This window comes from Isoptericola halotolerans, from assembly GCF_045689585.1.
GTDB classification, from domain to species: Bacteria; Actinomycetota; Actinomycetes; order Actinomycetales; family Cellulomonadaceae; genus Isoptericola; species Isoptericola halotolerans_B.
The window spans coordinates 1505330-1529645 of sequence record NZ_CP140108.1; the positions used below are offsets into that span (position 1 = coordinate 1505330).

The following is a 24316-nucleotide window of genomic DNA, read 5'->3' on the forward strand; positions in this document are numbered from 1 at the left end:
GTCTCGTCGGTGTGTTCGCACGCTAGGCGAACCGCCCGCCGGTCGCAGGGGTTGTGCCCCGTGACGCACCTGTGGGAGCCTACAAACAAGTTTGCAGCGCAAACCATATGGCAGGCACCGAGAGAGGCAACCTGATGGCGACGCACGAGCACGACGACGGCGACGCACCGGCGGCGGAGGACCCGGCGCTCGGCCCTGCCGAGTCCCTGCGCCTCATCGAGGAGTCCCAGCGGCACGCCCGGGCCGCGACCGAGCCCGACGGCCGGCTGCTGTACCTCGTGTGGGGCGTGGCGTGGGTCGTCGGCTACCTCCTGCTGTGGAGGAGCGTCCCGTCGGGCGGCGGCTCGCCGAGCGGTCTCGCCTTCACCGCGTTCTTCGCCCTGCTCGCCGCCGCCGTCGCGATCACGATCGTGCACAGCGTCACCCGCGGTGCCGGCACCCGCGGGCCCAGCGCTCGCCTCGGCATGATGTACGGCTGGTCCTGGACCCTCGGGTTCCTCGCGTACCCGTTCGTCATCAGCGGCATCGCCCGCGCCGGGGCGTCCGACGAGGTGATCGGCCTGGTGGCCAACGCCCTCGCGTGCGTCGTCGTCGGCCTCATGTACCTCGCCGGCGGCACGTTCTTCGGCGACAACCGCCTCTACGTGCTCGGCCTGTGGATCCTGCTCACCGGCGGTGTCGCCACCGTCGCCGGGATGCCCGCCACCTACCTCGTCATGGCGTGCGCCGGCGGAGGCGGGTTCCTCGTCATGTGCGCCGTCGAGGCCGTCCTCGTCGCCCGCCGACGGCGCCGCGGCCGAGCGGCCGACGTGCCCTCCGCCGTCGGGCCGGGGCCCAGCGATGACTGAGCTCGACACCGTCATCCACGCTCCGGCGCGGCTGCGGGTCGTCTCGACGCTGGCCGCGCTGCCGGCGGGCGACGAGATCGTCTTCCCCCGGCTGCAGAAGCTGCTCGGCATGACCGCGGGCAACCTTTCCACCCACGTGCGCAAGCTCGAGGACGCCGGCTACGTCCGCGTCTCCAAGGCGCACGCCGGGCGCAAGCCCGTCACCTACCTCGCGCTGACCACGGACGGCCGGCGCGCCTTCGAGGACTACACGACCACCCTCACCGCACTGCTGAAGGGACCAGGAGCATGACCGTCATCACCGTCGACGGCGTCACCCGGAGATTCGGGGACGTGGTCGCGCTCGACGACGTCTCCCTCGACGTCGGACCCGGCGAGCTCGTGGGGCTCCTCGGCCCCAACGGCGCCGGCAAGTCCACCCTGCTGTCGCTGATCAGCGGCCAGCGCAAGCCCGACCGTGGGACCGTGCGCCTGCTGGGCGGCGACCCGCGGGACGCCGCCAGCCGGATCGGCCTGGGGATCACCCCGCAGGAGACCGGGCTGCCCGCGACCCTGCGGGTGGGGGAGGTCGTCGACTTCGTCGGCGGGCACTTCCCCCACCCGGTCCCGACGGCGGAGCTGCTGGAGCAGTTCGGGCTCACCGAGATGGCCCGCAAGCAGACCGGTGCGCTCTCCGGCGGGCAGAAGCGGCGGCTCGCCGTCGCGCTGTCGCTGGTCGGCAGGCCGCGTGTGGTGCTGCTCGACGAGCCGACCACCGGGCTGGACGTCTCGGCCCGTCAGGCGCTGTGGGACGCGATCCGCCGTTACCACGCCGACGGCGGCACCGTGCTGCTGACGAGCCACTACCTCGAGGAGGTCCAGGCGCTCGCCGAACGTGTCGTGGTCATCGATCACGGCGTGGTGCGCGCCGACGACACGCTCGACGCGATCCTCGACCGGGTCGCGCTGCGGCGCGTGGTGCTGACCTGCGCCGCCGACCTGTCCGCGTGGCCCGGCGTCGTCCGTACCGAGCGGGCGACCGGGCCGGGTATCGGTGCCCGGCAGTCGTTGTTCACCCCCGACGCCGACGCCCTGGTCCGTGACCTGGTGAGCGCCGACGTCGACTTCCGCGACCTGGAGATCCGGGGCGCCAGCCTCGAGGAGGCGTTCGCGGAGATGGTCGACACCGACGTGCCGGCACCGATGGAAGGAGCGGCCCGATGACCACCCTGCACACCACCTCACCCGACTCGACGTCGTCGGGCACCGCGCCGCGGACCGTGAGCGCTGTCCGCCTGGCGTGGCTGCACCTGAGGTTCCAGTTCCTCGAGACGGTACGGATCCCGATGGCCGTCATCGGCAACGCACTGTTCCCCGCCCTGGCGATGGCGTTCTTCGTGGTGCCGCAGCCGGAGGTCGCGGGCAACCCGGCGTTCGCCACGATGGCCGTGGCGGGGCTCGCCCTGTTCGGTGTGTGCTCCGCGAGCCTGTTCACCTACGGGCTCGGGGTGGCGGAGGACCGCGCGCTGCCGTTCGACCCGTTCGTGCGGTCGTTGCCGGCCGGGCCGGGGCCGCGCATGGTGGCACGCGTGGGCAACGGGGGGATCTTCACGCTGTTCGGCCTGGCCCCGCTGATCGTGGTGGCGTGGCTGTTCACGGACGCCGCGGTCACCGCGCCGGAGCTGGCGGCCGGGATCGGCATGATCCTGCTGACGTCGGTGCCGTTCGTGCTGCTGGGCATGGGGATCGGCTACTCGCTGACGGCCAAGGCGGCCCTGCCGGTCGTCCAGGTGATCCTGTTCCCGCTGGCGTTCGCCGGCGGGCTGTTCCTGCCGCCGATGATGTTCCCGGCGTGGCTGGACACCCTGTCCCAGCTCACGCCCACGCGCGCCGGACGTGACCTGCTGGTGCAGGCGCTCACCGGCATGGAGGCCAACCCGTGGGCGTGGTCGGTGCTCCTCGGGTGGACCGTCGTCTTCGCCGTGCTGGCGGCCTGGGCCTACCGACGCGACGAGGGTCGTCGCTTCCGCTGACCTCCTGGCCGCTCGCCCTGCGCTGTGGGTACGAGATCTCCCGTTCTCGCTCGCGAGAACGGGAGATCTCATACCCACGACGCTGAGCGGGGTGAGGGTCAGCCGGCGCGGCGCAGCCGCAGCGAGTTCGTCACCACGATGACCGACGACGCCGCCATCGCCGCCCCGGCGATCATCGGGTTCAGCAGCCCCGCGGCCGCCAGCGGGATCGCCGCCACGTTGTACGCGAACGCCCAGAACAGGTTCTGCTTGATGACGCGCAGCGTCCGCCGGGAGAGCCGGACGGCGGTCGACGCCGCCCGCAGGTCGCCCCGCACGAGCGTGATATCGCTCGCCTCGATGGCCACGTCCGTGCCGGTCCCCATCGCGAGCCCGAGGTCCGCGGTGGCCAGCGCCGCGGCGTCGTTCACGCCGTCGCCGACCATCGCCACCGTCCGGCCATCTGCCTGGAGCCGAGCCACGACGTCCGCCTTGTCAGCGGGCAGGACGCGGGAGATCACCTCGTCGATGCCCACCGCGGCGGCCGCGGCCCGGGCCGCTCCCTCGGAGTCGCCCGTGAGCATCACCGGGCGCAGCCCGAGCTCGCGCAGCTCGGCGACGGCCTCGGCGGAGGTCGGCTTGACCGGGTCGCGCAGCACGAGCGCCGCGCGCGCGGTCCCGTCCCAGGCGACGACGACGGCGGTCGCCCCGTCGTCCTCGGCGCGTCCGACGGCGTCGCGCACGTCGTCCGGCACGCGCACGCCCGCGTCGTCGAGCCAGGTCAGGCGCCCGACCGTGACCCGCCGCGCACCGAGCCCGGTGCTGCCGGCGCCGAGCCCCGAGTGGGCCGACCGGACGACGGCCTCCACACCGCCGCCGGGCGTGGAGCGGAAGTCGAACACCTGCAGCGCGCCGATGCTGACGCCGTCGGCGCCGGTCCCCACGGACCTGTCAGAACCAGCACGCTGTACAGCGCCACGAGGTTCTGACAGCTCGGAGGAGGCGATCGCCTGCGCGATCGGGTGCTCGCTGCGGGCCTCCACGACGGCCGCGTACCGCAGCGCCTCTTCCGCGGACACGCCCCCGGTCGGCTCCACGCTCTCGAGGGCCATCGCGCCCTGGGTCACCGTGCCGGTCTTGTCGAGCACCACGGTGTCGACGCGACGGGTGGACTCCAGGACCTCCGGTCCCTTGATGAGCACGCCGAGCTGGGCACCGCGCCCGGTGCCGACCAGCAGCGCCGTCGGGGTCGCGAGCCCCAGCGCGCACGGGCAGGCGATGATCAGCACCGCCACCGCCGCCGTGAACGCGAGCTGGACGTCCGCCCCGGCGAGCAGCCAGCCGGCGAGCGTCAGGACCGCGAGCACCAGGACGATCGGCACGAACACCGCCGAGATGCGGTCCGCGAGCCGCTGCACCGGCGCCTTGCCGGTCTGCGCCCGCGACACCAGCCGTCCGATCTGCGCGAGCGTGGTCTCCTCGCCGACGCGGGTGGCACGGACCAGCAGGTGCCCGGAGCTGTTGACGGTGGCGCCCGTGACAGGGTCGCCCGGGGCGACGTCCACGGGGACCGGCTCGCCGGTCAGCAGAGAGGTGTCGACGGCGGACGAGCCCTCGACCACCTCGCCGTCGGTGGCGATCTTCTCGCCCGGCCGCACCGCGAACAGGTCGCCGGGGCGCAGCGCGGCGACGGCCACCCGCTCGGTGACCAGGGCGCCGTCGTCGCGGCGGGTGGGGGCGCCGTCGGGCCCCGCGGAGACCCGCTCGGCCTCCTTGGCGCCGAGCTCGAGCAGCGATCGCAGCGCGTCGCCCGCGCGCCGCTTGGAACGGTGCTCGGCGTAGCGCCCGGCCAGCAGGAACGTCGTCACGACGGCGGCGACCTCGAAGTAGAGCTCGGGGGTGGCCCCGTGCTCCCCGGACGGCAGCAGCGCGAAGCGCATCGTCATGCCGATCTCGCCGGCGCCGCCGAGCAGCAGCGCCCAGAGCGACCACAGGGTCGCCGCGATCACGCCGATCGAGACGAGGGTGTCCATCGTCGAGGCGCCGTGCCGGGCGGCGCGTGCCGCCGCGGCGTGGAACGGCCAGGCGCCCCAGGTGACCACGGGCAGGGCCAGGGCCGCGACGACCCACTGCCAGCCGGCGAACTGCAGCGCGGGGACCATCGAGAGCAGCACGACGGGCACGGTGAGGACGGCCGCGACGCGGAGCCGTCGGCGCAGGTCGTCGCCGCGGTACTCGGTGTGCACGTGGCCGCCGGAGTGTTCGTCGTGCTCGCCGGCGCCGTCGTGCTCGTCGGTGCCCGTGTGCTCGTGCGCGTCGTGCGTGGACGGGGTCTCGTCGACGGGCGCCGCAGCGCGCGACCGGGTGACGGACGCGGTGTAGCCGGCCGCGGCGACGGCCTGCACGAGATCGGCGTCGGTGACGCCGTCGGGACGGCGCACGTGCGCGCTCTCGAGCGGCAGGTTCACGGTGGCTTCGACGCCGGGCAGCCGCGTGAGCTTCTTCTCGACCCGGGCGACGCACGAGGCGCACGTCATGCCCTGGATCGCGAGGTCGACCTCGGCCTGCGGCACGGCCGGGGCGGGGGAGGAGCTGGGGGTGGTGTTCATGGGTGACTCCAGGATGGTGCGGTACGGCGGAGGTCACCGGCGACGGGCCGTGGTGGAGGCCGTCGGGGGTCGGGGCGCCGGTCGGGCCGGCGCGGCGCGGAGTGTCTGTACGGTCCGACGGCGGGGCGTCGGACCGTGGGTCGGCAGGCGGTCCGCGGGGGAGGGTCGTTACTCGTCGGCGCCGAAGCGGCGCGCGGCGTCGTCGTGGGCCTGCTGGCGGGCCGGGGCCTGCTCGGCGTGCTGCTCCCGCAGCGCGTTCGGCTGCACGGTGAGCGACGCGACGGCGTAGCCGGCCTCGTCGACCGCGTCGCGCAGGGCCTGCTCGTCGAGAGGCTCGTCGGAGAAGACGGTGGCCTCGGACTCGCCGCCGGCCGCGAGCACGATGCTCACGTGCTCGACGCCGTCCACGGACTCGAGCTCGCTGGTGACGTGGGCGACGCAGTTGCCGCAGGTCATGCCGGTGACGCCCAGCGTGGTGACGGTGCTCATGGTGGTGCTCCTTCGTCCGGTGATGGTCAGCTGCGGACGAGGCGGCCGATCGCGGCGGACGCCTCCTTGACCTTGGCGGCCCCGGCGTCGTCGGACTCGCGGGCCGCGTCGACGACGCAGTGCCCGAGGTGGTCCTCGACCAGCGCGAGGCTGACCGACTGCAGCGCCTTCGTCACGGCGGACACCTGCGTGAGGATGTCGATGCAGTAGACGTCCTCGTCGATCATGCGCGCGATCCCGCGCACCTGTCCCTCGATGCGACGCATGCGCTTGAGGTACGCCGCCTTGTCGCTGGCGTAGCCGTGCGGGCCGTCGTGCGGCCCGGGCGACGCGACGTGCTCGTGCTCTGCGGTCTCGGTCATGGCGCCACCATACCCCCGGGGGGTACATTGTCAAGAGGTGGGCGCTAGCCTGGGGGCAGGCGAACCGGACGGCGGGCAGGCAGGGGCGGGCAGGACGACGGAGGACGAGATGGCCGACGACGACGCGGGCCCGGTGTTCGACGGTGTGCGCATCGGGCGCCCGGCGACAGGCGCGCTGCGGCATGCCGGCTACCGCACGCTCGACGACCTGCCCGCCGCGCTCGACGAGCTGCTGGACCTGCACGGCGTCGGCCCGAAGGCCGTCCGGCTGCTGACCGAGGCGCGCGCGGGCCGCTGAACGAGAGGCGCCGGTCCGGGCCGCGAGCCCGGACCCGCCTCACTTCTTCTTGGGCTTCTTGCCCTTCTTCGACTTCTTCTTGTCCTTCTTGGACCCGTTCTTCGGGCTCCCCTTCGAGCCCTTCCCGGCGTCCTTCTTCGACGTCTTCTTCTTCCCGCCGGACGCCGTGCCGTCGTCTGCGGCCTGGGCGACCTTCGTGGACTGCACCGTCGGCGCCTCGTCGGTCGCGGTCGGGACCGGCCGGCGCGCCGTGCCCGGCGTGCGCGCCGCCGTCGGGCCGTCCGCCGCGGCGACCTTGGCCTTGAACGCGGTACCGATCCGGAACCGGGGCACCACGGCGGCCGGCACCTCGACGGAGGCCCCCGTGCGCGGGTTCCGGGCGGTCCGGGCGGCGCGCGACGTGCTGTCGAACGTGCCGAAACCGACGAGCGAGACGCGCTCGCCCCCCGCGACGCCGTCGACGATCGACTCGAGCACGGCGTCGACGTGCTTGCGGGCCTCGGTCGGGCTGCTGTCCGCGCGCTCTGCGACGGCCGCCACGAGCTCTGCCTTGTTCATACGCACCTCCGGTGTCGTCGTCGGCACCTGCCGGCCTGTCTCGATCGACGACGCGACCGGTGCCAGTGCCCGACCCATTGAAGCGCGAAGTCCGCCCGGCGTCACTGACCCCGGCGGGTGAGCCGCGTAATGCCGCGGCCCGACGGTCAGCCTCGTGGCCACCGGGGCCGGGACCGCGGGACGCTCAGGAGGTCGCTGCGGCAGCCGCCCGTGCGCCGGCCGGCAGGGCGTCGAGGATCCGGTTCACGGCGGTGTCGTCGTGCGCCGCCGAGCAGAACCAGGCCTCGAACACCGACGGCGGCAGGTTGACCCCGGCGTCGAGCATGGCGTGGAAGAACGGGCCGTGCCGGGACACGTCCTGCGCCTGGGCGTCCGCGTACGAGGCGACCCCGTCGCGTGCGGCGCCCTCGCCGAAGAACACGGAGAAGAGCGAACCGACGCTCTGGACCCGGTGCGGCACACCCTCGGCGTCCAGCGCCTCGTGCAGCGCGCCGGAGACGGCGGACGCCACCTCGGACACCCGCGCGTACACGGCGTCGTCGGCGAGTCGCAGCGTCGTCAGGCCGGCAGCCACCGCCACCGGGTTCCCCGACAGGGTGCCCGCCTGGTACACTGGGCCGCTCGGCGCGAGCTGGTCCATGATCGCGGCCGGCCCGCCGAGCGCGGCCACCGGCATCCCGCCGCCGACGACCTTGCCGAACGTGAACAGGTCCGGCGTCCAGACGTCCTCGGCGGCCCGCCCGGTGTTCTCGAGGCCCCAGTACCCGGCCTCGCTGACGCGGAACCCGGTGAGCACCTCGTCGAGGACCAGCAGCGCACCGTGCTCGGCGGTGATCCGGCGCAGCCCGGCGTTGAAGCCGTCCGACGGCGGCACCACCCCCATGTTGGCGGGTGCGGCCTCGGTGATGACCGCGGCGATCCGGTCGCCGTGCTCGGCGAAGGCCGCCTCGACGGCGCCCAGGTCGTTGTACGGGAGCACGAGCGTCTCGGCCGCGGAGGCCTCGGTGACGCCGGCGGTGCCCGGCATCGACAGCGTCGCGACGCCGGACCCGGCCTCGGCGAGCAGCGCGTCGACGTGCCCGTGGTAGCAGCCGGCGAACTTGATCACGAGCGGCCGGCCGGTCACGCCGCGCGCGAGCCGGATCGCCGTCATCGTCGCCTCGGTGCCCGTGGACACCAGGCGGACACGCTCCGCCGCGGGGACCCGCCGTCGGACCTCCTCGGCGAGCTCGATCTCGCCCACCGTGGGCGCGCCGAACGACAGGCCCCGGGCGGCGGCCTCCTGCACGGCGGCGACCACCTCGGGGTGCGCGTGGCCCAGCAGGGCCGGACCCCAGGACCCCACGAGGTCGACGTACTCGCGCCCCGCCACGTCGGTGACGTACGCGCCCCGTGCCGACGCCAGGAAGCGCGGGTCGCCACCGACCGACCCGTAGGCCCGCACCGGGGAGTTGACCCCGCCCGGGATGGCGCCCTGCGCGCGCAGGAACGCCTCGTGGTTGTCGGCCGGGGGCGTGCTGGTCACCAGCGCCGTCTCGATGTGGCCGAAGCCTGCCGTGTCCGTCATCGTCGTCCTTCCGTGGGGTTGCTGCGGCGTGCGTGGTGGACCGGGGCTCGAGTCAGTCCAGCCACTCAGCGATCTCGAGCGCCCAGTAGGTGAGGATGACGTCGGCCCCCGCGCGCTTGATGCCGAGCACCGACTCCAGCACCGCGGCCTTCCGGTCGATCCAGCCGTTCGCGGCCGCCGCCTCGATCATCGCGTACTCCCCGGAGACCTGGTAGGCCGCCACGGGCACGTCGGAGCGGTCGGCGACGCCGCGCAGCACGTCGAGGAAGGAGCCGGCGGGCTTGACCATGACCATGTCCGCGCCCTCGGCGATGTCCAGGTCCGCCTCGCGCAGCCCCTCGCGGGCGTTGGCGGCGTCCATCTGGTAGGTGCGCCGGTCGCCCAGCAGCGCCGAGTCGACGGCCTCGCGGAACGGGCCGTAGAACGCGCTGGCGTACTTCGCGCTGTACGCGAGGATGCTCACGGACTCGAAGCCCGCGTCGTCGAGCGCGTCGCGGATCATGGCGACCTGCCCGTCCATCATGCCCGACGGCGAGACGACGTCCGCGCCGGCCTTCGCCTGGGCGACGGCCATCGCCGCGTACCGCTCGAGCGTGGCGTCGTTGTCCACCGTCCCGTCGCTGTCGAGGACGCCGCAGTGCCCATGGTCGGTGAACTCGTCCAGGCAGGTGTCGACCATGACGACGGGGCCGGGGCGACCGATCTCCGCCTCGACCGCGGCGACCGCCTCCCGGGCGATCCGGGTGCCGCGCTGCAGGATGCCGTCCGCCGCCGCGGCCTGGGTGCCGAGGGCGTCGCGCACGGCGGGGATGCCGAAGAGCATGACGCCGCCCACGCCGGCGCGCGCCGCCGCCGCGACGGCGTCGTGCAGGGTGGCCTCGGTGTGCTGCACCTGCCCGGGCATGGAGGAGATCGGGACGGGTGCGTCGATGCCCTCCTTGACGAACAGCGGCAGCACGAGGTCCGCCGGGTGCAGGCGGTGCTCGGCGACGAGCCGTCGCATCCGTGGTGTGGTCCGCAGCCGGCGAGGGCGGTAGACGATGCCGGAGGTGCTCATGGCGCTCCTTCGCAAGCGGTGGTGACGGCGGCCGCGATCGCGGCGTCGGTGGGGTGGTCGGCCACGGCGGCGACCGTGAGCCCGGCCGCGTGGGCGGCCTCGGCGGACGGCCGGCCGATCGCGACGACCGGGGTCACGGTGCCGTGCTGCGCCGCGATCTCGCGGGCGACGGAACCGGAGGTCACGACGACGACGTCGTAGCGGCGGCGGGCGACGTCGTCCGGCAGGTCGGAGCGCACGGTGCGGTAGGCGGTGACGACGTCGGGCTGCCAGCCGAGCGCGGCGAGGCCGTCGCGCAGCGTCGGCCGGGCGAGGTCGCCGAGCGGCAGCAGGACCCGGGCCGGCCCGGAGGGTGCCGCGAACGCCGAGACGAGGCTGTCGGCCGTGGCCTCGTCGGGGACGAGCTCGGCGGTGATGCCGGCTGCGGCCAGGGCCCGGACGGTCGCCGGTCCGACGGCGGCCCACCGGACGGGCGCGTCGGCCAGCGGGGCGCGGGCAGCCGCAGCGAGCGCGTCGACGGCGTTGACGCTGGTGATCACCACCCAGGTGTACCGGCCGGCCACGACGTCGGCGACGGCGGTCGCGAGCGCCTCGGGGTCGTCGGCCGGTGCCCGCTCGATCACGGGGGCGACGGTCACCTCGGCGCCGGCGTGCCGCAGGAGGGCCTCGAGCCCGGCGGCGCGCCCGGGGGAGCGCGGCAGCAGGACGGTCCGCCCCGTCAGGTCGGTCACGCGCCCTCCGGGTCGTCCGTCCCGGTGGGCGCCCGGCTGGGCTCCGGCGGTGCGGGCTCGGCGGGGGAGAGGGGGGCGAGGCGGGCGGCGCCGTCGGCGAGCAGCCGCTCGGCGACCCGGACCCCCAGGGCGCGGGCGGCGTCGTCGGCGGCGGTGACCGCGAGCGTGGGGGAGATCTCGACGCGTGCGGTGTGCTTGAGCTGCTCCGTGCCGTCCAGGGAGGCGACGACGGCGGAGAGCGCCAGCGCTCCTTCCTCCAGCCGCGCGTAGGCCCCGATGGGGGCGGCGCAGCCGGCCTCGAGGCGGGCGAGGACGGCGCGCTCGGCGGTGGTGGCGAGGCGCGTGGGCCGGTGGTCGAGCGCGGCGAAGGCGTCGGCGAGCGCGGTGCTGGGCACCGTGCCGTCGGCCGCGCTGCCCCCCGGGGCGAGGTCGGTGCTGCGTGCCTCGACGGCGAGCGCACCCTGGCCGGGCGCAGGGGCGACGACCAGCGGGTCGAGCACCTCGCTGACCACCTCGGTGCGGCGCAGGCGGGTGAGCCCGGCGAAGGCGAGCACGACGGCGTCGAGGTCGGCGTCGGGGCCGAGCGCGCGGGCGAGCCGCGTCTCGACGTTGCCGCGGATGTCGACGATCTCCAGATCGGGGCGGGCGGCCTGCAGCTGGGCGGCGCGGCGCGGCGACCCGGTACCGACCCGACCGTTGCGCGGCAGGGTGTCCAGGGTGAGGCCGTCGCGGGCGCACAGCGCGTCGCGGGGGTCCTCGCGCTCCGGGGTGACGTACGTCAGGCCGGGCGGGGGCGTGGTCGGCAGGTCCTTGAGGGAGTGCACCGCGAGGTCGCACCGGCCGGTGCCGAGCGCGTCGCGCAGCGCGGTGACGAACACGCCGGTGCCGCCGAGCGATGCCAGCGAGCCCGTCTTGACGTCGCCCTCGGTCTTGATCCGGACGAGCTCGACGGGCCGGTCGAGGAGCTCCTCGAGGCGGCGCGCGACGATCCCGGACTGGGTGGTCGCCAGCGCGCTGCCGCGGGTGCCGAGGCGCAAGGGTGCTGGTGCGGGGGTGGTCACCCGTCCATTGTCACGCATGTGCGTGGTGCGTCGTCGGGCCGGGGGCGTCCCGGTGGCGGCGATCACGTCACGCTGATCTGCCCGAGCTCTTGCGTGCACCGGGTGAGTGCGACGTACAGCGCGTTCCACCCGCGCGGTCCGGCCGCGATCCCGGCGGGGTCGACGACGACGGTCGCGTCCCACTCGAGGCCCTTGGCGTCCGCTGCGGTCAGCACGGGCGCCTCCGGCACCGGCGTGGCGCCGGCCAGGGAGGCGGCGAGCACGGAGACGCGGCCGGCGGGGGCGACGACGCCGACGGTCCCGCCGTCGTACCGCGCCCGCATACCTTCCACGGCCGACCGCACCGCGTCCGGGAGCTCGCTCGCCGATACCTCGCGCGACCACGGCGCGACACCGGAGGAGCGGACGGCGCGTGGTGGGTCGTTGCGACTGCCGGCGGCCCGGAGCACGGGCGCGGTGAGGTCCATGACCTCGCGGGGCGTGCGGTAGCAGATCGTCAGGTCGGCACGCCGCCACCGCTCGCCGAGCGCGTCGCCGACGGCGTCGGCCCAGTCGGTGTGGCGGTGCACGGACTCGGCCTGGTCGATGTCGCCCACGGAGGTGATCGACCGGGTGGGGCAGCGCCGCACCACCATGTGCCACTGCATCGGGGAGAGCTCCTGGGCCTCGTCGACGACGACGTGACCGTAGACCCAGTCGCGACGGGCCGCCGCGCGGTCCGCGACGAAGTCGCCCTGCCCGGTGGCCCGGCCGTCGGGGTCGTCGCTGTCGCCCAGGAGCTCGGCGAGGGCGTCGAGGAGCGGGACGTCGCTGCTCGCCCAGGGCCCGGTCCGGGTGTCTGATGGCGGCGCTGCCGAGGTGACGACGTCGGCCTCGGCGGGGCTGAGCTCCGGCGCGACGCGGCGCAGCAGGTCGGCGTCGCCCAGCAGCGTGGCGAGCTCGTCGGCGGGTTCGCGACGCGGCCACCAGCGCTCGAGGGTCGAGGCGACGCCGCGGTCGGCGGCGATCCGGGTCCGGAGCGCGGCGAGCTCGTCGGACGAGAAGGTGCCGTCGACGTCGGACCCGCTCGCGCCGGTGGGGGCCGCGCGGTCGTCCGCCGTCGCCAGGGAGGCGTCGACGCGGCCCAGCACGTCCTCGAACCCCTCCTCGGCGCGGGCGAGGAGCTCGGCCTGCCGGGCTGCGACGGCGTCGGCGAGCAGGTCGTGGACGCGTTCGACGGCGAGACGCCGCGCCCGGTGGTAGCTGTGGCCGCCGGAGCGGGCGGCGCGGACCGCGGCGGCGACGTCGGCCGCGGTCAGCGTGCAGCGCTCACCCTCGAACGTCACGTCGAGGTCGTCGTCGAAGGGCACGAGAGCCTCGACGTACCGCGTGAGGGCTGCCTGCCAGAGCGCGCGGCCCTTGATCTCGGCGGTGTCGCGGGTCTCGGGCCGCGTGGGGCGGATGCCGGGGACCAGGGTGTCGCAGGTGGCGGAGACGACGGCCGTCTCGCCGAGCGCCGGCAGCACCTGGCCGATGTAGTCGAGGAACCGGGTCGACGGGCCGAGGACCAGGACGCCACGCTCGGCGAGGTGGGGGTAGGTGAACAGCAGGTAGGCCACGCGATGCAGGGCGACGACGGTCTTGCCGGTGCCGGGGCCGCCCTGCACGACGAGCGGCGTGCGAGCGTCGGCACGCACCACGTCGTCCTGCTCACGCTGGAGCGTGGCGACGGCGGTGCCCATGCGTCCGGTCCGACGTTCGTCGAGGGCCGCGAGCAGCGCTCCCTCGCCGACGAGGCCGTCCGCGTCGTCGAGGGTCGTGCCGAAGACGTCGCCGAGCGGTTCGTCGTCGACCCCGACGACCTCCGGCCCGCGGGTGCGGATGTGTCGACGGCGCCGCAGCCCTTGCGGGTCTCTCGGGGTGGCGGTGTAGAAGGGGCGGGCCGCGGGCGCCCGCCAGTCGACGACGAGCGGGTCGTCGCCGTCGTCCCCGGGCAGACCGACACGGCCGAGGTGACGCACGACGTCGTCGTCGCCGTCGATCCGGCCGAAGACGAGCCCCGCCTCGGCGTGCTGCAGCTCCGCGCGGCGCTGGCGCAGGCGTCCGAGGCGCGCGCGGGACGTGTCGTCGTCCCCCCGGGCGGCGGCGAGCGTGGCGTCGATGTCGGCGATCAGGCCGGCGCGGCGCTGCCACGCGGCGTCGAGGATCTGCTGCTCTGTGCGGACCGCGTCGGGCACGGGACCTCATTTCGTACGTCGTACGATTGGACGTGGGTCCAACGCGCGACCTCGCAGAAGTGTTCCCGGTGCCCACGGAAGGGCGGGCCGAGGCGGTCAGGGGCCGGTGAGCGCCGACCGCACCCCGGTGTGCGTGAATTCGTCCCCGACGGACAGCAGCTCGTCGTGACGCTCGGCCGTCAGGGCGTACGTGAAGCAGTCGCCCAGGTTCAGGCGTGCGGGATGTCCCGTGCCCTTGCCGAAGTCCCGGTAGGCGTCCCGCGCGATCCTCGCCTGGGAGGCGGTGAGCGGGACGATCTCGACCTGCCACTCGGCCAGCAGTTCGTCGAGCCGGCGGGCGTGCTGAGGAGCGAGTCGGCCGACGACGATCCCGAGCTCGGCGAGCGTGGCGGCGGACATGGCTGCCGGCTCACAGTCCCTCGACGGCTGCCTGGGCGTGCGCCACGATCGCGGCCAGCCCCGTGCCGGCCACCCAGCCTCCCGTCACTGCGAGGCCGGGCACCTGCCCGACGGCGGCGCTGAGCGCGGTGACGTCCGCCCGGTAGGCGGGGGTCGGCGGGGGCAGGGCACCGTCCCACCGCTGCCGCAGGTGGTCGCGCACCCGGTCGGTGACCGGGACGCCCAGCAGGGCGGAGGCGTCCCGGGCGGCCTCCGCGGCGTCCGGCGGGCGGGTCTCCTCCCCGAGGCGACCGTACGACAGCCGCACCACGTGCATCCCGTCCCCGGCGGCGGCGCGCACCCGGGCGGCCAGCCACGGCCACTTGGCGGTGGAGTGCGTGAGCGCCTTGGCCCGGATCCTCCCGGCGTCGGCGGTCGCGTCCGGCGCGACGAGCATCCCCGACCCGCGGGGCGCCTCGTCCAGCTCGGGCGCGTCCAGCAGCAGCGTCACGAGCCAGACGTCGGCCCCCGGCTCCGGCGCGGGGACGACGCCGGTCCAGGGCTCCAGCAGCGGCCCGACGGCGGGCGTGGTCACCACCAGCCGCGGAGCCGTCACCGTGTGCAGCGACCCGCGGCCCCCGGCGACCCCCGCGGCGGTGGCCCGCGAGCGCACGACCCATCCGCCGTCGTCGGACCGCTCGACGCCCACGACCTCCTGGCCGAGCCGCAGCGTGGTGTGGATGGGGCCGGTCGCGTCGGTGACGGGGGTGTCGGTCCAGAACTCGGCGCTCGCCGCGATCTGCCCGGCCAGGGCCTCGACGACGGCGTGCATGCCGCCGTCGATCCCGCGCACGGCTGAACCGGCCGGCGCTGCCGCGCGCAGGGCGCCCACGGCGCGGGTGAGCGACCCCTCCACGGCGAGCCGGTCGCGCAGGCCGGGGGCGACGGCCGCGACGGCGAGCCGGTCGAGCGGGGCCGAGTGCACGCCGGTGGCGACGGGGGCGACGAGGCGCTCGGTCGCGCGCACGCCGAGCCGGGCGCGCGCCAGCGAGCCGAGGTCGTCCGCGCCCGCCCCGACGGACCGTGGCAGCACGCGGTCGAGGGACGCACGGGCCACGCCCGCCCAGCCGATGGCCCGGCGGACGTCGGGCGCCCAGGGCACGGCGGGGATGCCGAGCACGCCGGCCCTCGGCAGCGGGAACGCCTGCCCGGCGGCGTACCCCCAGGCGGACACGGCGGCCGGTTCGACGACGTCGAGGCCCAGCTCGTCGGCCAGCTCGCCGACGGCGGTGCCGCGCGCCGCGAAGGACTCGGCCCCCAGGTCGATCGGCACGCGCGGCAGCGACTCGAACGCGCCGCCGCGCACCGGGCCGCCGAGCCGGGTGGAGGCCTCGAGGACGACGGTGCGCAGACCACGCTCGATGAGCGTGCGGGCGGCGACCAGGCCGCCGATCCCGCCGCCGACGACGACGGCGTCGACCTGCTGGCTCACAGCGAGTGGACGAGCTCGACGACGCGCGTGAGCACGGTCGGATCGGTGCTGGGCGGCACCCCGTGGCCGAGGTTGACCACGTGGCCGGGCGCCGCGCGGCCCCGCTCGACGACGTCGCGCACGTGCGCCTCCAGGGCCGGCCAGGGGGCCCCGAGCAGCGCCGGGTCGATGTTGCCCTGGACGGGGACGTCGCCGCCGAGCAGCGCCGTCGCGTCGTCGAGCGGCGTGCGGTAGTCGACCCCCACCGTGGGGTGCGTCACGCCGGCGTCGCGCAGCACGTCGCGCATGGCGGGCAGCAGGTGCCCGGTGCCCGTGCCGAAGTGGATGCCCGGTGCCGGGAGGTCGGCGACGTGCCGCAGGGCGCGGGTGGACGACGGCGCCACGTGCTGCAGGTAGTCGGCGAGCGACAGGGAACCGGCCCAGGAGTCGAAGAGCTGGACGGCGCTCGCCCCGGCGAGGACCTGGGTGCGCAGGAAGCGTCCCGTGAGGTCCGCGGTCCACTCCGTCAGGCGGCGCCACGTCTCCGGGTCGGCGTGCATGAGGGTGCGTGCGGCGAGGTGGTCGCGGCTCGGGCGCCCCTCGACGAGGTAGGCGGCCAGGGTGAACGGTGCGCCGCCGAACCCGATGAGCGGCGTCGTGCCCAGCTCCTCGACGGTCCGGGCCACGGCCTCCGCGATCGGGGCCAGGGCGTCGTCGTCGAGGCCGCGGGCGACCAGCTCGTCGACGTCGTCGGCCGTGCGGTACGGCCGGTCCATGACCGGCCCGACGCCGGAGGTTATCTCGACGCCCACCCCGGCCAGCTTGAGGGGCACGACGATGTCGCTGAAGTAGATGGCCGCGTCGACGCCGTGCCTCCGCACGGGCTGTAGCGTGATCTCGGCGGCGAGGTCCGGGCGCAGGCAGGACTCCAGCATCCCGACACCCTGTCGCACCTCGCGGTACTCGGGCAGCGACCGGCCCGCCTGCCGCATGAACCAGGCAGGGGTGCGCTCGGGGCGGCTCCCCCGCAGCGCGGTGACCAGCGAGGACGTCGCCGTGCGCCCGTCGGCCAGAGGGTGGGAGGCGGGCAGGTTGCTGACGTTCGCCGTGGTGGATGTCACGGTCCACGATTCTGCCCCGAGTGGGCACGGATCATAAAGTGGGGGCACTGTGGTTCTCCTCTCCCTCACCGCGTCCCACCACGAGCTGGACCTCGACGCCCTCGAGCGCCTGTCCACCGGCTCGCTGTCCGTGGGCCGCACCGTCGTGGGCTCCTGCCGTCCCGTGCAGGGCACCGTGGTGATCTCGACCTGCAACCGGTTCGAGCTCTACCTCGACGTCGACGCACCCCTGGACGGGGACACCGTGCGGCACGCGACCCGGCACGTCGCCGAGCTGGTCGCGGAGTCCTCCGGCGTGACGCCGGAGGCGGCCGCGGCCTCCTTCACGGTGCGGTCCGGCACCGAGGTCGCCGAGCACCTGTTCGCCGTCGCGTCCGGCCTGGACTCGATGGTCGTGGGGGAGCGGGAGATCGCCGGGCAGGTGAAGCGGGCGCTGGCCGAGTCGCGGGCGGACGGCACCACCTCCAAGACCCTCGAGCTGCTCTTCCAGACGGCGTCCCGCACCTCGAAGCGGATCGGTCGCTCGACGGCGCTGGGCGGCGCCGGGCGCTCGCTGGTGGCGGTCGGGCTCGACCTCGCCGGCCGCTCGATGCGTCCGTACCCGCTGTCGCGGGCGGTCATCATCGGCACCGGTGCCTACGCGGGAGCGGCCGTGGCCGCGCTGCGGGCTCGTGGCTGCAACGACATCCGCGTGTACTCGCAGTCGGGGCGGGCCCAGTCCTTCGCGGCGTCGCACGGCACGGGCGCGGTCGGCGTGGACACGGAGTCGCTCGTCGAGGCGCTCGGCGACACCGACCTGGTGGTGTCCTGCTCCGGTGCCCGGCGTCGGGCTCCCGGCCCGACGGCGGAGGTGGTGCCCGGAGCGGAGGCCTCGCTCGCGTACGTGCTCGACGCGGCCTCCGTGGCCCGCGCGCGCGACCGGGCCGCCGCACGGGCGGGCGACGAGCCCGAGCCCGACGCCCTGGTGATCCTCGACCTGGCGCTGCACCGCGACGTGGAGCCGTCGGTGGCGGACGTCGAGGGTGTCCTGCTGTACGACCTGGCCTCGCTCACCACGCACGCCCCGGCGACCGAACGGGTCGTGGTCGACCAGGCGCGGGCGATGGTGCGGGACGCCGCGGCGCTCTTCGAGGAGACCCGGATGGGACGGGCGGCCGACGCCGCCGTCGTCGAGCTGCTGGACGAGGCGGAGCGGGAGGTCGCCGTCGAGGTCGGTGACGCCCTGGCGCGGCTGTCGGCCGAGCTGGCGCCGCACGGGCAGGTGCCCACCGCATCGGACCATGACGAGATCGCCCGTTCGGTGCGCCGCCGGGTGCACGCCGCGCTCCACGACCGCATCGTCGCGGTCCGTGCGACGGCGCTGGCCGAGGCGCGGGCGGCCGAGGCGGCAGTCGTCAGGGGTGCGGAGCGCGCCCTTCGTGCTGTTCCGGTGACCGACTGAGTCTTTGTCGGTCTATATCGGGCCGATCTGTGCGTTCGTGGATAGCGTGGGCATCCAGGCACTGCTCATGCGGCCTGGAGAAACTCCTCACCGGCGCGAAAGGTTGGGCACGATGGATGATTTCTGGAGCTATGTCTGGTTCCTCCTCTGGATCTTCCTGTTCATGGCGTACCTCATCGTCCTGTTCCAGATCCTCTCGGACCTCTTCCGGGACCGGCATCTCAACGGCTGGTGGAAGGCCCTGTGGGTCGTCCTGCTGATCTTCCTGCCGATGATCACGGCCCTCGTCTACCTCATCGCGCGGGGCCGCGGCATGGCCGAGCGGAACATCGCGGCGGCGCAGGACGCCAAGGCGGCAACGGACGACTACATCAAGACGGTCGCGGGTTCGCCGGCGGACCACATCGCCTCGGCGAAGAAGCTGCTCGACGACGGCACGATCACGCCGGAGGAGTTCGAGGCGCTGAAGTCGAAGGCGCTCGCCTGACCCCTCGGTGCCGAACAGGAGCTTGGGCCCGCTATGGAGTGCCATAGCGGGCCCAAGCTCCTGTTCGGCACCGTTCGGCCTAGGGTGACGCCATGCGACTCGGCGTGATCGACATCGGCTCCAACACCGTCCACCTGCTCGTCATGGACGCCCGGGCAGGAGCGCGGCCGGTGCCGCAGGCCAGCCACAAGACCACGGTGCGGCTGATGCGCTACCTCGAGCCCGACGGCTCGATCTCGAAGACCGGCGTCAAGGAGCTGCGCCGGGCCGTCGAGGCCGCGGCGGCCGCCGGGCGCGAGCACGGCATCGAGCAGACGATGGCGCTGGCGACGTCCGCCCTGCGCGAGGCGACCAACGGGACCGAGGTGCTGGCCGACCTGGAGAAGCGCGCGGGCGTGCCCATCGAGGTGCTCGCGGGCGACGAGGAGGCGCGGCTGACCTTCCTGGCGGCGCGGCGCTGGTACGGCTGGGGCGCCGGCCGGCTCCTGCTGCTGGACATCGGGGGCGGTTCCCTCGAGATCGCCACCGGGGTGGACGAGACACCCGACGCCGCCCTGTCCCTCCCCCTGGGCGCCGGGCGCATGACGCGACGTTTCCTCCTCGACGCGGACCCGCCGAAGCCCGACGACGTGGAGAAGCTGCGCAAGCACGCGCGGTCGGTGCTGCGCGACGCCGTCGGCCCCGTCGCCGGTGCGCCCGCGCCCGACCACGCGGTGGCCACCTCCAAGACGTTCCGGTCCCTGGCCCGGCTCGCCGGGATGCCGCGCCAGGTCATGGGCACCGGGGAGCGCTGGCGGATGCGCCACGACCACCTGGCGGACTGGGAGCCCCGCCTGGCGAAGCTGTCCTCGGCGGACCGCACCGTGCTGCCGGGCATCGGCCCGGGCCGGGCGCTGCAGATCGTGGCGGGTGCGGTCGTCGCGCAGGAGGCGATGGCCGCCCTGGGCGTCGACGAGGTCGAGGTCTGCCCGTGGGCGCTGCGCGAGGGCGCCATCCTGCAGCGGCTCGACCACCTCTGACTCACCAGCGTGGCGGGTCGCCGCCCCAGGGGCGCGACGGCGCGGGGTGGTCGTCGACCGGCAGCGCCGGCCGCGCGGACCGCACCCGGCCGTGAGCGACGGTGGTGCCCGACGGCGGCAGCGCGGCCGGCGGGTGGTCCGGCTCCCGGCCGGGCGCGTCCAGGAGCCGGGCGGCCGTGCGGGCGAGGGAGACCGCCACGTCCCGGCCCGCGCCGTCCCGGGACCGCGCGGCGAGGGCGTCGACGACGCCCGCGGCGAGCAGGTATCCGGTGGCGTGGTCGAGGGCCTGCGCGGGCAGCGCGCCCGGAGTGGCGCCGTCGGGGGACTCCAGCAGGGCGATGCCGCTCGCCGCCTGCACGATCGAGTCGAACCCGCGGCGTCCCGCCCACGGGCCGCCCGGTCCCCAGGCCGAGACGCGGGCGTGCACCACGCCGGGCGGCAGCCGCAGGCCGTGGGCCTCGATCGCGCCCGGCCGGTAGCCGGTGGCCAGCACGTCCGCGGCGTCGAGGAGCTCCTGGGCGCGGGCGTGGTCGTCGTGGCGGCGCAGGTCGAGCAGCGTCGACCGCTTCCCCTGCCCGGTGTCGAGGTGCTGGGCCTCGATCTCGGCGGGCTCCGGCGGGTCGACGCGCAGCACGTCGGCGCCGAGCAGCGCGAGCGTGCGGGTCCCGACGGGTCCGGCGATCACTCGGGTGAGGTCCAGCACCCGTGCCCCGTGCAGGGGGCTGCCCGTGGCGCGGACGGCCCGGCCGTCCGCCCGCACGGTCGTCGCGACGAGAGGGCCGACGGCGGCAGCCCGGCCGGGCGCGCTCGTCCGCCACTCGTCCTCGGTGCGCACCCGGACCGCGACCGCCCCGGCGTCGGCCGCCGCGTCCTCGACGTCCTGGGCGGGCGACCGCGCGAGGCGGGTCGCGAGGTCGTCGCGCGAGGCGCCGTCGGGCAGGTCGAGGAGCCGCAGCAGGCGGGCGCGGTGGTGCGGGTAGTTGGCGTGCGTGCGGACCCAGCCGTCGGCCGTGGCGAAGAACCCGGAGTGGGGTGCGAAGCCGGCCCAGGGCTCGCCGTCGATCCGCAGCAGGCGGTCGGAGGTGAACGCCGCAGCCACCCGCGCCGGGTCGAGCGGAGCCTCGACCAAGGGCCCGTGCGCCCCGGCACGGCGCGCTGCGGAGCGCAGCGCCTCGACAGCGGTGCGGGCGAGGTCGGCGACGGGCAGCGTCGCGGCGAGCCACTCCATGGACGGCAGCCTAGGGCGTGTGCCGTCAGGGTACGAGGAGCCACCGCCCCCTCTGACCGCCCGCCGTCCGCCGGTCGTACGCGGACGCCGCCTGGTCGAGCGACACCTCGCCCGCCACGCGCACCTCGAGGACCCCCTCGCGGCTGAGTCCGAGCAGCTCGGCCAGGCGCTCGCCGTCGGCCCGCACGTTCACCGCCGCGACGGTGATGCCGCGCTCGGGCGCGACCGGGGCGGGCGGGAGCACGCCGACGAAGGCACCCCTGTCGCGTGTGGCGACGATCGCGCCCTCCTGCAGCGCGGCGGCGTCGAAGACGGCGTCGAACACCGGTCCCGGCACGTCGGTGACGGTGTCGGCGGCTCCCGCCCGGCGGAGGAAGTCCTCGTCGGCCGCCCGGGCGAGGCCGGTCACGCGCCAGCCGCTCCGTACGGCGAGCGCGACGGCGTACCCGCCGACGCCGCCGGCGGCTCCGGTGACGAGCAGGGTGCGCCCCTCGGCGGGGCCGAGCAGGTCGAGCCCCTGTGCCGCGGTGAGCGCGTTGAGCGGGACCGAGGCGGCCCCGGCCGGGTCGAGGCCGGCCGGGACGACGGCGGCCGCGGCGGCGGGTACGGTGGCGACGTCCGCATGGGCGCGGACGGGTGCGGTGCGGTCCTCGTGCAGGGCGGCGACGACGTCACCGACGGTCAGGTCCGTCACCGCGGCACCGACATCGGTCACCGTGCCGACGAGGTCGTAGCCGAGGACGACGACGTCGGGCAGGTCGAGCAGGGACCGGGCGGCGCCGCTCGCGACCCAACCGTCGGCAGGGTTGACGGCGGCCGCGCGGACGGCGACCCGGATCTCGTCGGGCGCCAGGGACTCCGGGGACGTCTCCTGGAGGACGGGGGTGCTGCTGCCGGTACGGGCGACGAGTGCACGCATCGTGAGGGTTCCTCTCGCGGTGGGGGTGAGTGACGACCTCAGTCTCGCCGAGGTGCTCTCCGAGAGGAAGAAGGCACCTCCAAGTACGGTAGGTACCCACAGGTAACTCACGGGAGGTTCCATGGCCACCACAACCGCCGTCCAACGGAAGCAGCGGGCCAAGGAGGCGTACGACGCCTACCTGGCGAGCTGTCCGAGCCGCCGGCTGCTGGACCGGATCTCCGACAAGTGGGTCACCCTCGTCCTCGCCGCGCTGCGCGACGGCCCGCTGCGGTATTCCGAGCTGGCCGCCCGCATCGCCGGGGTCAGCCAGAAGATGCTCACGCAGACGCTCCGCTCGCTGGAGCGCGACGGGCTCGTCACGCGCGAGGTCACGCCGTCGGTCCCCGTGCGGGTCGACTACGCCCTGACCCCGCTGGGTGACTCGCTGCGCGAGCGCATCACCCTCCTCAAGGAGTGGGCGGAGCGCCACATGGCGGACGTCGACGCCGCGCGAGCGCGCTACGACGCGGACCGGCCCTGACGGTCCCTCGACGGGTACCGGTGCGGGGTGCCCGCGAGCGGCCGCACGCCGATAGGATCGTGCGCATGGCCAAGACTGCTGAGTTCGTGCTGCGTCCGTTCGAGGGTCTCCCGGGGGAGGCCGACTGGGTCTCGATGCGGGAGATCGTGCCCTCGGCGACCGCACCGGCCCGCACCGTCGACGCGCACGGCGGCCGTGACGTCGTCGTCGCCACCGTGCTGCCGGGCGGCTGGTCCGCGCTGCACCGTGAGGACGGCACGGTCCTCCTGTCCGTCCAGGGCGTGCTCAGCTCGGACGACATCAGCAGGTCGCTGGCGGCCGCGCTGCTCGCCGCGATCGAGGCGGAGCCGGGTACCGGCGTCCTGCCCGAGCAGCTCGACGTCACGCCGGAGACCCCTCGCCTGCAGGACGTGCTGGACGCCTCCGTGCCGTTCGACGTGACGGTCCACGAGGGCTACGACTACTGGGTCGACGCCTCGGCGGAGATGACCGCCGAGATCCGGGAGAGCCTGGAGGAGGCCGCCGAGCAGACGATCCCCACCGTCAAGATCGAGGGCGTCGACGCCGCCTACTGGTGCCGGATGAGCCGCGAGTTCGTGCGGTGGGCGCGCACCGAGGACGAGGACCGGGTGGTCGACGCGATCGCCCGGCTGCACGCGAAGCGGGACTCCGGCCTCGCGGGGGGCAAGTTCCTCGGGATGTTCCGGGCGTGCGGTCTCGTGGTGCCCGTGTGGGAGCTGCCGCGCGGCACCGAGGCGGACGAGCTGACCGGACCGGTCCAGGACCTGTCGGAGCGGTTCGAGGCGGCGCTGGCCGTCGACGCGCCGTTGGACGCGAACGAGCGCCGCGCGCGGGCCGGTATCGTCTCGCGCCAGGTGACCCTGCGCTGACCCGCACAGAAACTTCACCCCCTGGACGCGGACCTGCCCCCCAGAGGCACAACATCCCGCGTACCGGGGGAGTAGGATTCTGAGGGAAGTTCTTTGCACTTCCGATCCCGGCGAGTCACGCCGAGGATCACATCGACGAACGTGGCTGTGACGGCCGCACAGGCAGGGAGCTGTGAACGCGGAGCACGGGGGAACACGGACCAGCCGTGAGGTGGCGCCCGGAGACGCGCCGGTGAGCCCGGGACCACGCCGTCCGAGCATGCCGGTGGCCAAGACCCCGCGCCCGCCCACCGCCCGCGGTGGGCGCAGCGTCCAGCGGGTCGCCGTCATCATCCCGGCGAAGGACGAGGTCGAGCGGATCGCCGCGACCGTCCGGTCCGCGCGCGCGATCCCGCACGTCGACCTCGTGCTGGTGGTCGACGACGGGTCCGAGGACGAGACCCAGCACGCCGCGCGGGACGCCGGAGCCGTCGTCGTGCGGCACTCCCACAACCGTGGCAAGGCCGCGGCGATGGAGACGGGGGCCGCCGTCGCCGCCATGCGGGACGCCGACGGCCGGCCGGCGCGCCTGCTGCTGTTCGTCGACGGGGACCTCGGCGACACCGCCGTGAACACCGCGCCCCTGGTCGGCCCCGTGCGCGAAGGAGTCGCCGACCTCGCCATCGCGCTGCTCCCGACCCAGAAGGGCGCCGGCGGACGGGGCATCGTCGTCGGGGCCGCCCGCCGGGCCATCCAGCGGCTCACCGGGTGGAGCCCCACGCAGCCCCTGTCCGGCATGCGCTGCCTGACCCGGGAGGCGTTCGAGGCCGCCACCCCGCTCGCGCACGGCTGGGGGGTGGAGACCGGCATGACGATCGACCTGCTGCGTGCGGGATACGTCGCCGTGGAGGTGCCCTGCGACCTCCGGCACCGGCCGTCGTCCAACGACTTCGCGGGCCAGCTCCACCGGGCGGGTCAGTACCGGGACGTCATGGCCGCCGTCGGCGCCCGCCAGATGCGGCGGGCCATCGACGCGGTGGGGCGGTCGGGGCCGCGCTCGCGGCGCTGAGGTC

Annotated in this window: 25 protein-coding genes; 11 read left to right on the forward strand and 14 right to left on the reverse strand. The window is 75.1% G+C overall.

Annotated features, from left to right (window positions below):
- The first annotated feature begins 134 nt into the window (after positions 1 to 134).
- The 4 genes from UQW22_RS07080 to UQW22_RS07095 are packed head-to-tail and all read left to right on the forward strand — an operon-like array spanning position 135 to position 2860.
- Positions 135 to 848 carry a hypothetical protein gene (locus tag UQW22_RS07080; protein ID WP_407320208.1) on the forward strand — a complete coding sequence of 238 codons (714 nt, stop codon included), beginning with the start codon at positions 135 to 137 and terminating at the stop codon, positions 846 to 848.
- The gene (locus UQW22_RS07085) at positions 841 to 1140 is read left to right on the forward strand and encodes a transcriptional regulator (RefSeq protein WP_407320209.1); all 300 of its coding nucleotides are present in this window, start codon (positions 841 to 843) and stop codon (positions 1138 to 1140) included. The genes UQW22_RS07080 and UQW22_RS07085 overlap by 8 nt, the downstream gene beginning before the upstream one ends.
- Positions 1137 to 2051, forward strand: coding sequence for an ABC transporter ATP-binding protein (locus tag UQW22_RS07090; RefSeq protein WP_407320210.1), 915 nt, complete (start codon positions 1137 to 1139; stop codon positions 2049 to 2051). The genes UQW22_RS07085 and UQW22_RS07090 overlap by 4 nt, the downstream gene beginning before the upstream one ends.
- The gene (locus UQW22_RS07095) at positions 2048 to 2860 is read left to right on the forward strand and encodes an ABC transporter permease (RefSeq protein WP_407320211.1); all 813 of its coding nucleotides are present in this window, start codon (positions 2048 to 2050) and stop codon (positions 2858 to 2860) included. Before UQW22_RS07090 ends, UQW22_RS07095 begins: the two co-directional genes overlap by 4 nt.
- Positions 2861 to 2958: 98 nt before the next feature.
- On the opposite strand, the gene UQW22_RS07100 is transcribed toward UQW22_RS07095, so the two are convergent.
- The 3 genes from UQW22_RS07100 to UQW22_RS07110 form a co-directional block, all read right to left on the reverse strand.
- Positions 2959 to 5448, reverse strand: coding sequence for a heavy metal translocating P-type ATPase (locus UQW22_RS07100; protein ID WP_407320212.1), 2490 nt, complete (start codon positions 5446 to 5448; stop codon positions 2959 to 2961).
- A gap of 168 nt (positions 5449 to 5616) precedes the next feature.
- On the reverse strand, positions 5617 to 5937 hold the full coding sequence (locus UQW22_RS07105) for a heavy-metal-associated domain-containing protein (protein WP_407320213.1): 321 nt from the start codon (positions 5935 to 5937) through the stop codon (positions 5617 to 5619).
- A 26-nt stretch (positions 5938 to 5963) separates the two neighbouring features.
- A complete protein-coding gene (locus UQW22_RS07110) occupies positions 5964 to 6299 on the reverse strand; it encodes a metal-sensitive transcriptional regulator (RefSeq protein ID WP_407320214.1) in 336 nt (111 codons plus the stop codon).
- A 109-nt stretch (positions 6300 to 6408) separates the two neighbouring features.
- Here UQW22_RS07110 and UQW22_RS07115 point away from each other — a divergent pair, with 109 nt between their 5' ends.
- Positions 6409 to 6597: a helix-hairpin-helix domain-containing protein gene (locus UQW22_RS07115; protein ID WP_407320215.1), complete on the forward strand. Its 189-nt coding sequence runs from the start codon at positions 6409 to 6411 to the stop codon at positions 6595 to 6597.
- A 39-nt stretch (positions 6598 to 6636) separates the two neighbouring features.
- On the opposite strand, the gene UQW22_RS07120 is transcribed toward UQW22_RS07115, so the two are convergent.
- The 9 genes from UQW22_RS07120 to hemE form a co-directional block, all read right to left on the reverse strand.
- Positions 6637 to 7155 (reverse strand): HU family DNA-binding protein, encoded by a 519-nt coding sequence (locus tag UQW22_RS07120; protein ID WP_407320216.1) that lies wholly within the window; start codon positions 7153 to 7155, stop codon positions 6637 to 6639.
- 184 nt (positions 7156 to 7339) lie between these two features.
- On the reverse strand, positions 7340 to 8722 hold the full coding sequence (gene hemL / locus UQW22_RS07125; RefSeq protein ID WP_407320217.1) for a glutamate-1-semialdehyde 2,1-aminomutase: 1383 nt from the start codon (positions 8720 to 8722) through the stop codon (positions 7340 to 7342).
- 52 nt (positions 8723 to 8774) lie between these two features.
- Positions 8775 to 9779 carry a porphobilinogen synthase gene (gene hemB, locus UQW22_RS07130; RefSeq protein WP_407320218.1) on the reverse strand — a complete coding sequence of 335 codons (1005 nt, stop codon included), beginning with the start codon at positions 9777 to 9779 and terminating at the stop codon, positions 8775 to 8777.
- Positions 9776 to 10510, reverse strand: a complete 735-nt coding sequence (locus tag UQW22_RS07135; protein ID WP_407320219.1) for a uroporphyrinogen-III synthase — start codon at positions 10508 to 10510, stop codon at positions 9776 to 9778. Before UQW22_RS07135 ends, hemB begins: the two co-directional genes overlap by 4 nt.
- Positions 10507 to 11589, reverse strand: coding sequence for a hydroxymethylbilane synthase (gene hemC, locus UQW22_RS07140; RefSeq protein WP_407320220.1), 1083 nt, complete (start codon positions 11587 to 11589; stop codon positions 10507 to 10509). Before hemC ends, UQW22_RS07135 begins: the two co-directional genes overlap by 4 nt.
- A 44-nt stretch (positions 11590 to 11633) precedes the next feature.
- Entirely contained in the window at positions 11634 to 13787 is a 2154-nt protein-coding gene (locus UQW22_RS07145; RefSeq protein ID WP_407320221.1) for a HelD family protein, read from the reverse strand.
- Positions 13788 to 13883: 96 nt separating this feature from the next.
- Entirely contained in the window at positions 13884 to 14186 is a 303-nt protein-coding gene (locus UQW22_RS07150; protein ID WP_407320222.1) for a type II toxin-antitoxin system VapC family toxin, read from the reverse strand.
- A gap of 10 nt (positions 14187 to 14196) precedes the next feature.
- Positions 14197 to 15657, reverse strand: a complete 1461-nt coding sequence (locus tag UQW22_RS07155; RefSeq protein ID WP_407320223.1) for a protoporphyrinogen/coproporphyrinogen oxidase — start codon at positions 15655 to 15657, stop codon at positions 14197 to 14199.
- Positions 15654 to 16757: a uroporphyrinogen decarboxylase gene (gene hemE / locus UQW22_RS07160; RefSeq protein ID WP_407320224.1), complete on the reverse strand. Its 1104-nt coding sequence runs from the start codon at positions 16755 to 16757 to the stop codon at positions 15654 to 15656. The genes UQW22_RS07155 and hemE overlap by 4 nt, the downstream gene beginning before the upstream one ends.
- A gap of 49 nt (positions 16758 to 16806) precedes the next feature.
- Here hemE and UQW22_RS07165 point away from each other — a divergent pair, with 49 nt between their 5' ends.
- The 3 genes from UQW22_RS07165 (at position 16807) to UQW22_RS07175 (ending at position 19704) form a co-directional block, all read left to right on the forward strand.
- Positions 16807 to 18198, forward strand: coding sequence for a glutamyl-tRNA reductase (locus tag UQW22_RS07165; RefSeq protein WP_407320225.1), 1392 nt, complete (start codon positions 16807 to 16809; stop codon positions 18196 to 18198).
- Positions 18199 to 18310: 112 nt separating this feature from the next.
- Complete coding sequence (locus UQW22_RS07170) at positions 18311 to 18685, forward strand: SHOCT domain-containing protein (protein WP_407320226.1); 375 nt, start codon at positions 18311 to 18313, stop codon at positions 18683 to 18685.
- Positions 18686 to 18777: 92 nt separating this feature from the next.
- Positions 18778 to 19704, forward strand: a complete 927-nt coding sequence (locus UQW22_RS07175; RefSeq protein WP_407320227.1) for a Ppx/GppA phosphatase family protein — start codon at positions 18778 to 18780, stop codon at positions 19702 to 19704.
- A gap of 1 nt (position 19705) precedes the next feature.
- On the opposite strand, the gene UQW22_RS07180 is transcribed toward UQW22_RS07175, so the two are convergent.
- Together UQW22_RS07180 and UQW22_RS07185 are read right to left on the reverse strand one after the other, a co-directional pair.
- Positions 19706 to 20932, reverse strand: coding sequence for a CoA transferase (locus tag UQW22_RS07180; protein ID WP_407320228.1), 1227 nt, complete (start codon positions 20930 to 20932; stop codon positions 19706 to 19708).
- A gap of 25 nt (positions 20933 to 20957) precedes the next feature.
- Positions 20958 to 21851 (reverse strand): alcohol dehydrogenase catalytic domain-containing protein, encoded by an 894-nt coding sequence (locus tag UQW22_RS07185; RefSeq protein WP_407320229.1) that lies wholly within the window; start codon positions 21849 to 21851, stop codon positions 20958 to 20960.
- 121 nt (positions 21852 to 21972) lie between these two features.
- Here UQW22_RS07185 and UQW22_RS07190 point away from each other — a divergent pair, with 121 nt between their 5' ends.
- From UQW22_RS07190 to UQW22_RS07200, 3 genes are all read left to right on the forward strand, one after another.
- Complete coding sequence (locus UQW22_RS07190; protein ID WP_407320230.1) at positions 21973 to 22374, forward strand: winged helix-turn-helix transcriptional regulator; 402 nt, start codon at positions 21973 to 21975, stop codon at positions 22372 to 22374.
- Positions 22375 to 22439: 65 nt separating this feature from the next.
- The gene (locus UQW22_RS07195; protein WP_407320231.1) at positions 22440 to 23264 is read left to right on the forward strand and encodes a DUF5926 family protein; all 825 of its coding nucleotides are present in this window, start codon (positions 22440 to 22442) and stop codon (positions 23262 to 23264) included.
- Positions 23265 to 23523: 259 nt separating this feature from the next.
- On the forward strand, positions 23524 to 24312 hold the full coding sequence (locus UQW22_RS07200; RefSeq protein ID WP_407320232.1) for a glycosyltransferase family 2 protein: 789 nt from the start codon (positions 23524 to 23526) through the stop codon (positions 24310 to 24312).
- Positions 24313 to 24316: the final 4 nt, after the last annotated feature.